Annotated in this window: 7 protein-coding genes; all 7 read right to left on the bottom strand. The window is 43.2% G+C overall.

Annotation, left to right across the window (positions count from 1 at the left end; all coding sequences use genetic code 11):
* Window positions 1-6 precede the first annotated feature (6 nt).
* The 7 genes from uup to CWC29_RS06495 all read right to left on the bottom strand — a co-directional run bounded on the left by uup (window position 7) and on the right by CWC29_RS06495 (window position 11,461).
* Window positions 7-1,923 (bottom strand): ATP-binding cassette ATPase Uup, encoded by a 1,917-nt coding sequence (uup, locus tag CWC29_RS06525; protein ID WP_128728246.1) that lies wholly within the window; start codon window positions 1,921-1,923, stop codon window positions 7-9.
* A gap of 1 nt (window position 1,924) precedes the next feature.
* A complete protein-coding gene (locus tag CWC29_RS06520; RefSeq protein ID WP_045989052.1) occupies window positions 1,925-2,155 on the bottom strand; it encodes a glutaredoxin family protein in 231 nt (76 codons plus the stop codon).
* On the bottom strand, window positions 2,148-4,259 hold the full coding sequence (gene rlmKL, locus CWC29_RS06515; RefSeq protein WP_138523866.1) for a bifunctional 23S rRNA (guanine(2069)-N(7))-methyltransferase RlmK/23S rRNA (guanine(2445)-N(2))-methyltransferase RlmL: 2,112 nt from the start codon (window positions 4,257-4,259) through the stop codon (window positions 2,148-2,150). The genes CWC29_RS06520 and rlmKL overlap by 8 nt, the downstream gene beginning before the upstream one ends.
* A gap of 92 nt (window positions 4,260-4,351) precedes the next feature.
* The gene (locus CWC29_RS06510) at window positions 4,352-4,735 is read right to left on the bottom strand and encodes a zf-TFIIB domain-containing protein (protein ID WP_138523868.1); all 384 of its coding nucleotides are present in this window, start codon (window positions 4,733-4,735) and stop codon (window positions 4,352-4,354) included.
* A 90-nt stretch (window positions 4,736-4,825) separates the two neighbouring features.
* Entirely contained in the window at window positions 4,826-5,353 is a 528-nt protein-coding gene (locus tag CWC29_RS06505) for a cell division protein ZapC domain-containing protein (protein WP_138523870.1), read from the bottom strand.
* 121 nt (window positions 5,354-5,474) lie between these two features.
* Window positions 5,475-6,485 carry a quinone-dependent dihydroorotate dehydrogenase gene (pyrD, locus tag CWC29_RS06500; protein ID WP_128728250.1) on the bottom strand — a complete coding sequence of 337 codons (1,011 nt, stop codon included), beginning with the start codon at window positions 6,483-6,485 and terminating at the stop codon, window positions 5,475-5,477.
* A gap of 137 nt (window positions 6,486-6,622) precedes the next feature.
* Window positions 6,623-11,461, bottom strand: coding sequence for an NAD-glutamate dehydrogenase (locus tag CWC29_RS06495; protein ID WP_138523872.1), 4,839 nt, complete (start codon window positions 11,459-11,461; stop codon window positions 6,623-6,625).
* Between the last annotated feature and the right edge of the window lie 123 nt (window positions 11,462-11,584).

The raw sequence follows: 11,584 nt of genomic DNA, 5'->3' as shown, positions 1-11,584 counted from the left end.
TAATCCTTACTGCTGATTCTGTAATGCTTCTAGTTCTTCCCAGCGTTCAAACGCGGCTTCCAGCTTCGACTCTAGCTCAGTCAAATGGTTCAATGCCTTATGGGTCGTTTCTTGATCTTGTTTAAAGAAGTCTGGATCGCTGACCAGTGCTTGTTGTTTGTTCACTGCCTCTTCAAGTTCCTCTACTTTACTGGGCAACGACTCTAATTCAAGTTTTAATTTGTAACTCAGTTTATTTGAACGAGCAGGCGCAGCTGCTTTTTTAATCTCGGCTTGTTGCTGTTTTTCTTGATGAACCTTTTGCGCTTCTTTCTTTTGCTGCTCACGTCTTTGTTGATACAGCTCAAAGTCACTATAACCGCCAACAATTTCTGTCACCAAGCCTTCGCCTTCGAACGCCCAAACACTGCCACAGGTATTATCGATAAACTCTCGGTCGTGGCTAACGACCAGCACCGTACCTTGATATTGATTTAAGATTTCTTCAAGTAGCTCAAGCGTCTCAATATCCAAGTCATTGGTCGGTTCGTCCAGCACAATAATATTTGAAGGCTTAAGGAAAAGCTTTGCAAGCAATAAACGGTTTTTTTCACCGCCTGATAACGCCTTTACAGGGGTTCGGGCTCGCGCAGGCGGAAATAAAAAGTCTTGCAGATAGCCAAGCACATGACGCGAGCGACCGCCCATCATTACTTCTTGCTTGCCTTCTGCGACATTATCCTGCACGGTTGCTTCTTCATCCAATTTTTCTCGGTATTGGTCGAAGTACGCAACTTCTAGGTTCACACCTTGTTTTACACTACCCGCATCAGGTTTAATATCACCAAAAAGCATTTTTAATAGCGTGGTTTTACCAGCTCCGTTAGGACCGACCAAGCCAATACGGTCGCCACGCATCACCAGCGTTGAAAAGTCCTTCACAATGCATTTTTCTTGAAATGCTTTGTCTAAATGTTTCGCTTCAAAGACCAGCTTACCGGAACGATCCGCCGTCTCGATGTTGAAGTCTGTCTTACCTTGCTGCTCGATGCGTTGCTTGCGCTCAACACGGAGCGCTTTTAGTGCTCGCACACGCCCTTCGTTACGGGTTCGACGGGCCTTGATCCCCTGCCTTATCCAGGTTTCTTCTTCGGCAAGCTTTTTATCAAACAAGGCATTCTGTTGCTCTTCCACTTTTAAATCATGGGCTTTTTGTTCTAGATATTGCGCATAGTCCCCTGGGTATGAAACCAACTTGCCACGGTCTAAATCTAAAATTCGAGTCGCCATTGCGCGAATAAAGGCACGATCGTGAGAGATAAACACGATCCCTCCTTTAAACTCTTTCAGGAATTGCTCAAGCCAGATAACACTTTGCATATCAAGGTGGTTAGTCGGCTCGTCGAGTAGCAACAAGTCTGGGTCGCTCACCAACGCTTTGGCCAGCGCGACTTTGCGTAGCCAGCCACCGGAGAGCTCTTCTAGGCGCATATTCGCATCTAATTGCAACTGGCTAAGCACTTGCTTGATCCTTGACTCAAAACGCCATGCATCTTCGCTTTCCAATCGCTGAGTCAGGCGCTCAAGCGAGGTCATCAATTTATCTGACTGGCTGGTTTGTAGTTTTTCACTGACTTCATGAAATTCAATGAGTAGCTCAGCAACATCAGGTAAACCGTTCGCAACATAATCAAAAACCGACCCATTTGCACCCTTTGGTGGGTCTTGTTCTAGCCTTGAAACCTTTAATCCACCAACACGGTTGATTTCACCATCATCAAGTTGAACTTGATCATCAAGTACTTTCAGTAACGTTGATTTACCGGCTCCATTTCGGCCCACAATACAAACGCGCTCACCTGATTCAATAACGGCATCAGCTTGGTCAAGTATAGGGTGTGAACCAAAAGCCAGTTGGGCTTTAGCAATTCGAATGAGATCCATATTAGTCTATAAATTCTTGTAGTTGTTGTTGAGTAAAAGGCCAGCCAAGTTCCTGACCTGTCTCGCCTTTTTTAATCACTGGAATTCTATATTGATATTCCGTCATCGTCTCTTCACTATCAACGATATCGACTAGTTCAATTTCGGCCTCAGGCAAAAATTGAATTAACATCGCCAATGCTTCTTCACAAAGATGACAACCATCGGTGTGGAATAAGGTACATTTAATCATGACGGATCAACCAGCTGTTGTGAATTTGCTTGTTACGTTTAAAATCCAAAGACAAGGTTTGTGATGAGTATTCCTCAGCGGTTAGGCCAAGTGCAGCAAGTCCCATTTCATCGATTTTAAATCCGCGTTTGTTATTAGAAAACAGCAGTACACCATTCGGTGCTAATATTTTCTTTACCCACCCAAATAGTTTTAAATGATCTCTTTGTACGTCAAACGCGTCAGACATACGCTTAGAGTTAGAGAATGTTGGTGGGTCTAAGAAAATGAGATCATATTGACCAACGGCTCTTTCAAGCCATTTTAAGCAATCCGCTTGCTCAAATCTGAAACGTGGATTCTTCAAACCATTTAGCTCAAAGTTTTCCTCAGCCCATTTTAGATAGGTCTTTGACATATCTACTGTGGTAACAGACTTTGCACCGCCAACTGCGGCGTGCACAGAAGCACTACCTGTGTATGCAAATAGATTCAACACACGTTTATCTTTCGAATGTTGCTGAATAAACTTGCGAGCTAAGCGGTGGTCTAGGAATAGACCAGTATCAAGATAATCAAATAGGTTAACCTTGAACTTAGCACCGTACTCTTCTACTACCTCAGTACGGTTTTGCTTGTCCAGGGCTTTGTATTGCTCTTGACCTTTTTGGCGTTTTCTTACTTTTACCGCGATGTTTAGCGGGTCGATATTCAGCTGCTCGGCGGTAAGTGTGATCACGTCTTGCAAACGTTTTTGCGCAACGCTATCGTCAATTTCTTTTGGTGCTTTGTATTCAAAGATGACTGCGTTGTCGTTATATACATCAACCGCAACATTGTACTCAGGAATATCCGCGTCATAAACACGATACGCGTTAATGTCTTCTTTTTTCAGCCAAGATTTTAAGCCTTGCAGGTTTTTCTTCAAACGGTTGCCAAACGCAGTCGAGCCTTCAAAATTAAGACCGCTGCTCTGTTTATTTTGCTGCACCTGCATTTCATTCATTTCATACAGGTTAAGTAGTACGTCTAGTGGACCATTCTTAAATTTATAAGACTTTTTACGCGCCAGTTTTAACACTTTTAACAGGCTTTCTTCGCTTGCAAGTAGCGCCAAATTCCAGTCTTTATAGTGCTTTTTAAAGGCGATCCCCATATTGCGATATAGCGTAATAATTTCAGCCATACCACCTAGACGTTCACCATAAGGCAAGTTGCTCAGCACAGTGCCGGGACGTTTAGCTGCAAGGCTAAGCTGATTGGCATCTTCAAACTTAAACTTAATATGTGACTCAACGCCTGCGCGCTTGGCATTGCGCTCGGCAATTGACAGCACACGCTCATCGATATCACTACCGATCAGCCATAAGCTCTTTTGCTCTGGTTGTACCTTTAATTGTGCTTTAAGCTCAGTGAACTTACTTTCACGAAAACTCGGCAGGCGTTTAAAGGCAAAGTCTTTATTTAGGTTAGTAGGTAAGCCAAGTGCCATAGAAGCTGCTTCAATCAATAACGTGCCAGAACCACAGCAGGGATCAAAAAGTGGCTTATTAGTATCTTCAAGCCAGCCGCTACGTTTAACCAGCGCTGCCGCTAAATGTTCACGAATTGGCGCTTTACCTTGTTTGTCACGATAACCTCTATCAGATAAGCGAGGTCCCGAAAAATCGATATATAGCGCACAGCCTTGCTTAGATAATTTCGCTATGATGCGAATATCCGGTGTCTGTTTGTCAACATCTGGACGTTGTTCAAACAGGTCATTGAAATAGTCAACGATCCCATCCTTAACCACCAGACCAGAGAATTGCGTATTTTTAAGCGCATTATTCGTACCATTAAACTCTACTGCAAAGGTCTGCTTTGGACTAAACCAATCTTGCCATGGATGAAAACGAACAAACTTGTAGAGAGAATCTTTGTCATTCACTTCTGGTTTGTCATCGATAAGCAACATCACGCGCGTTGCAAATCGTGTCATCATACAGAACTTTTGTACGTCTAGATTAGCACCTGTGAACTTAACTGAACCAACGGTTTGCTTATTTATTTCAAAACCAAACTCGGTTAATTCTTCAACCAGTAACTGCTCTACACCAATAGATGTCAATGCGATAAATTGCAATTTGAATACCCTTAAATTTCAACTGGGCGCAGTATAACACACAAGTTATCGTTAGTTATTAGTTGAGCTTGGTTGTATAGGGATAAATTACGTTAAAAATTTAGCAAGTTCAGAAAGTCTAACTTATCTAGCGCGCTTATGTCCGAACTCTTGCTTTCGTAATTTTGTAGTAAGTTATGGAGCTCCCCTTTTTCAAACCACACGCCACCACAGCACCCGCACTCACTAAAACTAGCTTCAAAGAGCGTATAGTCTTTAAGTGTATGACCATCATCAGGACATAATTGAAAAACGTCACGCTCAAGCAACAACCGCTTTGCAATAAAATCGATATAACTAAAGTGATAAGTATGTTTAATGGAATCAATAAATTTGCGCGGCAGCCAAATGGCACCGCATGACTGACATTGATAACCGCAATGTCCTTCAGCGTCGGCATAAGTTAGTTTTAATGTTTTATCGCAGAGGCAGCGCATTCTGTTCCCTAGATCAGCAAATAACTCAAATTAGGTACAGATTAATATAGGAAATAATTGCTGGTCAATAAAACGATAGGATGAACTTGGCTATGCGCTTTGGTGAACTCGGTGTGTTAACACCAGCGGCGCTAACCGATCGTTCAGTACTTTTATCGCTTGAAATTGTTCAAGCTCTATTCCCTCATCAAGAATAAATTGCTCGTTCAAGCTTAAACAAAGGCTTGATTGACCATCATGCTCGATAATTAGAAACTCGCCGCAGCTTAACTTAGAATTTAAACACACAACCGCCTCACTCACAGGTTCACCACCAAAATATGGCTTAAAAAACCAGCTTTTTGCTTGCATCGGTTGCAGATGAAACTTTGCCGCAGTGGCATTTAAAGCGATTTGGCAGCATCTGGGCTCATTCCAAACACCAAACCCGCAAAGGTAGGAAAATACACTCTGATAAAATTCAGCTTCGCTGAGACTAAAATTGGGATTAGCGGTTGAGTCCTCAGTAAGGTGGCGCAAACGAAAAGGCGTGCAAAGCTGAAGCTCGTCACCCAAATCAATTAACAACCTGTTCCTTTCTGTGCAGCGGATCCATTGCCACTCTTTTGAAGCTTGCAAAACTTCTCTCCCACCAACCAATTAGCTCAACTAGTAAGTGGGAGTATAACGCGAAAAACGCAATGATGAAATTTTTTATAATAACGTTTTGTTTTGGATCATTTGGTTATATGACCGATCCTTATAAGGACGAAACGATCTTTTTAACAAGCGCTGGACCTTCATAAATAAAGCCTGTGTAGACTTGTACTAAATCAGCACCAGCTGAAAATTTCTCTTTTGCAGATTCAGCACTGTCAATACCACCTACACCGATGATTGGTAGCTTACCGTCAGTAATACGCTTCAATTCGCTGACTACATGCGTCGATTTTTCACGAACAGGTCTACCAGACAAACCACCTGCTTCATTACCGTACTCTAGATTTGCTACCGCATCTCGGGCTAATGTTGTGTTAGTTGCAATAACACCGTCGATACGGTTATTAACTAATGACTCTGCGATCTGGGTTAACTGAACGCCATCGACATCTGGTGCGATCTTTACCAACATAGGCACTGACTTGTTATGCTTGGCGATCAGATCCATCTGTTCATTTTTCAGGCTTTGTAATAGATCGTCCAGCGCTTCGCCATATTGTAGATCTCTAAGACCTGGTGTATTTGGTGAAGAGATATTCACTGTGATATATGAGGCATGCTCAAATACTTTTCTCATACAGTGAATGTAGTCATCTTTACCTTGTTCATTCGGTGTATCTTTATTTTTGCCAATGTTGATCCCAAGGATCCCATCGTATTTTGCCGCTTTTACATTGTTGACTAGGTAATCAACGCCCTTGTTATTGAATCCCATGCGATTAATAATCGCATTTGCCTCTGGTAAACGAAAGATCCGAGGCTTGTCGTTGCCCGCTTGTGGTCTCGGCGTGACAGTTCCAACTTCAATGAAGCCAAAACCCATTTGTGCGAATGCTTCAATACACTCAGCATTTTTATCAAGGCCTGCTGCCAGCCCAACCGGGTTTTTAAATTCTAACCCCAAAAAGTTAACTGGTTTGTCTTGAACTGATTGAGACCATGCAAGGCTCATTGGCGTATTTGCAAAGCGACGAAGATTGCCTAGGGCAAAATCGTGTGCCCACTCCGCATCTTTGTTAAACATAAAACGACGCGCAAGATCGTAAAACATGGTAGCTCCTCAGTATTGGTAACGTAATCGACTTAGCTAAAATCACCCTTTTGTGACTTTAGCTAAATGGATTATGCCAATGGCATTAGACAAAAAAATACCCCAGTCAAAGCTGGGGTATTGTAGCGATTTCTGGATTATTTGGAAGTATCGCAGTTGTGGCTTAGTAACATTAGCTCACGAAGTGCAACTGAGAACTTAGCAAAGTCATGACTTTGCGACGTCTTAAACTCAGTTAACATTTGCTGCCAACGGTGTAGTAAGCCTGCTTGCTTATCCATCCACTGCTCAATCTGTTCATTGATATCACTGTCATCACCAGCAAAGCTGTTTAATACAACCTCTGACAATGAACGCTGTTGCCAATCAAGCTCCTCACGATATGAAGCACGAGCAAGCGCCTGCCAATGGTTTGCAACAGGTTGAGCCGTGATTTGGTCAAGGAACCAATGTAGACCCATGTTTGCACCGAGCGTGAAGTAGGTATTAGACACAACACCGATCTTACGACCTGAGTTATGCGCCACTTCCGCTAGGTCCATGACCGAGAACAAGCTTGAAAGTGACACAATACGCAGTGCAATCTCAGCTGGTACACCTTGAGATTCAAGGTCGCGCGCTTTATCAACGATCTGCTCGCTTTCATTTGCAACCATGTAGTTGTGTAGATTTGTACTTAAATCTTTAAATGTTGGTGCAAAGAACGCGATGGTTTGCTCGATGGTTTGAGACTTATCACGGTGGCGCAAGAACCAGCGCGTTGAACGGCGAACCGTACGACGTAATTGATATAGCATTTCCGTTTGAACTGCTGCTGGGATCTTATTATCAAGCGCAGAAATCGCTGACCACGTTTCCTTCATTTCAAAGATTGCACTTGCAATTGAGTAGCAAACCGCAATTTCTGCATCCGTTGCACCTGTCTCTTCGTGCATACGAACCATGAAGTTTAGACCCATATCGTTCACGATATTGTTTGCAAGTTTCGTTGCAATGATCTCTTTACGTAGCGGGTGATTATCCATCGCAGCATTGAAGCGCTCACGCAGCGGTGCTGGGAACGAGTTCACTAGCAACTGACGGTAGTATGGATTTTCTGAGATCTCATCAACAACTAATGTCTCTTTTAATACCATCTTAGAGTAAGAAACTAATACAGATAGCTCAGGACGTGTTAGGTCTTTACCTGCCGCCGCGCGCTCTGCTAGCTCTTCATCAGTTGGTAAGAATTCGATTGCACGATTTAACTTGCCTTCTTTTTCAAGTGCATGAATAAAGCGTACTTTTTCTTTCAGAGTTGCAGGACCTTTAGACTTAGTAATCGAAAGCGTGTGCGTTTGGCGGTAACAATCTTTCAGTACCAATTCTGATACTTCATCAGTCATTGAATACAGTAATTCGTTACGCTGCTTATTCGTCAATTCACCTTCAGCAACTAGGCCGTTAAGTAGGATCTTGATATTAACTTCATTATCCGAACAGGCAACACCACCTACGTTGTCAATAAAGTCGGTGTTAATACGACCGCCGTTTGAAGCAAACTCGATACGACCTAGCTGAGTAGCACCTAAGTTACCACCTTCACCAAAGATCTTCGCTCCAAGCTCACCACCGTTGATGCGTAGCGCGTCATTTGCACGGTCGCCTACTTCAGCATCAGTTTCAGATTTAGACTTAATGTAAGTACCGATACCACCGTTCCAAAGTAAATCAACTGGCATCTTCAACAATGCTTTGATCAACTCGTTTGGTGTCATGCTCGACTTCTTAGTGCCTATCATCTTCTTCATTTCAGCGCTTAGCGTAATTGCTTTCGCTGCACGAGAGAAAATACCACCGCCCTCGGAGATAAGATCCTTATTATAATCTTCCCAACTTGAACGTGGCAGATTAAATAGACGCTCACGCTCTACATACGAGCTTGCTGCATCTGGGTTTGGATCGATAAAGATGTGCATGTGGTTAAATGCCGCTTGTAAACGAATGTGCTTAGATAGCAGCATACCGTTACCGAATACGTCACCACCCATGTCACCAATACCAACTGCTGTAAAATCAGTTGTTTGACAATCAATGTCCATTTCACGGAAATGACGCTTAACCGATTCCCAACCGCCTTTAGCAGTAATACCCATCTTCTTATGGTCATAACCGATTGAACCACCAGAAGCGAACGCATCTCCCAACCAGAAGTTGTAAGACTCAGCGATGCCGTTTGCGATATCAGAGAAGGTAGCTGTCCCCTTATCTGCTGCAACAACTAGGTATGGGTCATCTTCGTCGTGACGTACAACATCCACTGGCGGCACAATGTCACCATGTACGATGTTATCTGTGATGTCTAGTAGACCACGGATGAAGATCTTGTAACACTCTTGGCCTTCTTTGAAGAACGCTTCACGTTCAGTTGGAAGTTGTTTACAAACAAAACCACCTTTAGAGCCCACAGGTACGATAACCGTATTCTTAACCTGCTGTGCTTTAACTAAGCCAAGTACTTCTGTGCGGAAATCTTCACGACGGTCTGACCAACGTAGGCCACCACGAGCCACTTTACCGCCACGTAAGTGAACACCTTCTACGCGTGGAGAGTATACGAAGATTTCAAACGCTGGTAATGGCAATGGCATATCTGGCACTGCACTTGGCTGGATCTTGAATGACGTGTACGACTTGTTCGTGCCGTCTGCTTCTTTTTGATAGAAGTTAGTACGCAGCGTTGCATTGATCATATCAACGTACAAACGAATGATACGGTCATCATCTAAGTTTGCTACGTTTTCAAGCTCAAGGTAGATTGCATCAATAACCTTCTGAAGTGCCTTTTCAGTGGCAACTTTCTTCGGTGCAAACTTCTTCACGAAGAGATCAACGATCATCGCTGCAATGTGCGGGTAGCGGTCAAATGTATTTTCGATGTAAGACTGCGAGAACGTCACACCAATTTGGCGCATGTATTTAGCATATGCACGTAAGATAGATGCTTCACGACCAGTTAGACCACCTAATAACACTAAACGGTTGAAACCGTCATTTTCTAGGCGGTTATTCCACACATTAGTCAATGCTGCGCGGAAACGTGCTGATACTTTATCAAAATCAGTGATCCCTTTACTGTCAATAAGCATAGAGAAATCCATGATCCAGTTTACTTGACCATCAGTCGTCTTCACGGCGTACGGAGTTTCACCAATAACACGTAGGCCAAAGTTTTCAAGCATTGGCATCACGTCTGATAGATGAATAGGCTCTGCCTTGTGGAACAGACTCAAACGAACAAGCTGCGACGTAGCTTCTTCTTGAGGTCTGTAGAACAGCATCTCAAGTTTGTTGTCGTCATTTAGTTGCTCTAGCTTTTCGATGTCTACGACTGCTGCGCTTGGCAACACTTGATCTTTATATGCAGACTGGAACGCATTCGTGTATTTACGGTTTAACTCGTTACCACGAGACTCGCCTGTTCTTTCAAGAAGTGCGGATTGTAGCTTGTCTTCCCAAGTACGAGCGGCTTCTACCAAGTTATTTTCGATTTCTTTCACGTTGTAATCTATGTTGTTGTCATCAACACGCACGATGTAATGCGTACGCGCTAGTGTTGATTCAGAGAAAAAGGTGGTGAACTCTACTTTGTCGCTAGACTTAAATGCACGGCCTAGCAGTTGTTGAGTTTCACGGCGTAACGCTGTGTTGTATCGCTCTCTTGGCACATAAACCATACAAGAGAAGAAACGACCATACACATCCTTACGCACAAATAGGCGACACATGTCACGCTCTTGAGTTTGCAAAACGCCCATTGCCACTTCAAGTAGTTCGCTTTCACGCGCCTGTACTAGCTCATCACGAGGATAGGTTTCAAGAATATTGAGTACCGCTTTGTATGCATGTGTGCCTTTTGCAAAGTCACATTGCTCCATGATACGGTTAATCTTACTCTTAAGTACCGGAACATCTACTGCACTGTTGTTGTAGAAACTAGATGAGAACAAGCCGATGAAACGGTCTTCGCCAATCACGTTACCTTCATCATCAAAACGCTTGATACCAACATAGTCGATATACGCTGGTCTATGAACGCGTGAAAGTGAGTTCGTCTTGGTTAAGATCAGCAAGTTGTTACTACGTGCTTCTTTGCGCGCAACTTCAGGCAATTCAGACAATAAACGACTGTGGTCATCACCTGAGTTTTTCATCAGTCCGAGACTTGTGCCTTCAACTGGCTTCAGCTCATAGTCACCTTGAACTGGAGTCAAATCATATTGGCGGTAGCCCATAAAGGTAAAGTTGTCGCTAACCAGCCAGTCTAAAAACTCGACGGCTTCAGCAACTTCTTCTTTTGAACAACTATAATGACGAGTCGGCAGCTCTTTACTTACGCTCACCAATTTATCGCGAATTGGTAGCCAATCAGCAACCGCAACAGAAACATCATTTAAGACAGATTCAAGCTCAGCTGTAAAATCAGCGATCACCGAATCATCTGTTTGCCTGTCGATTTCGATAAAGAATACGGTCTTAGTAGACGTAGATTCTTGTTCTGCTTTTAAGTTAGAAACTGCGGTGATTGCACCAGCGTCATTTCTTTGTAACTTAAGTGGAGAATGAAGTAATAGGTGAGAGACTATGTTTTTGCGATTCATCGCCATGCGTACTGAATCAACCAAAAACGGCATATCTTTAGCGATTATCTCGACAATCGTATGCGATGATTGCCATCCATCCTTTGCAACCTCAGGATTAAAAACGCGAATGACGGCATCGTCAGACTTGTTTTTATCAAGGGCATTCCAAAGGCTCAATGCTGCGCCGTATAAGTCACTGTCGTTACGATGTGCCAAATCCTCTTTAGACATATTGCTGTACAAGGTTTTGGCAAACGTTTCGACAAGTGACACTTTGTCAGCATGGACTTTCTTATGGATAAGCTTGCAGACGTTATCTAGGATAACAGAAGCTGTGCCTTCATTTTGTGTCATTATGTGTTCCTTAATCTATACCACCTTTGAACGGTAGATTATTTGTACAGCCATTTATTAGCGTGGAGTCAGGTAAATTCTAACCTTTCTGACGCTAATAAACAGCCTTTTTGACGAAAACAT

Source organism: Pseudoalteromonas galatheae (assembly GCF_005886105.2).
Lineage (GTDB): Bacteria > Pseudomonadota > Gammaproteobacteria > Enterobacterales > Alteromonadaceae > Pseudoalteromonas > Pseudoalteromonas galatheae.
This window is presented reverse-complemented; position numbering and strand designations above follow the sequence as displayed.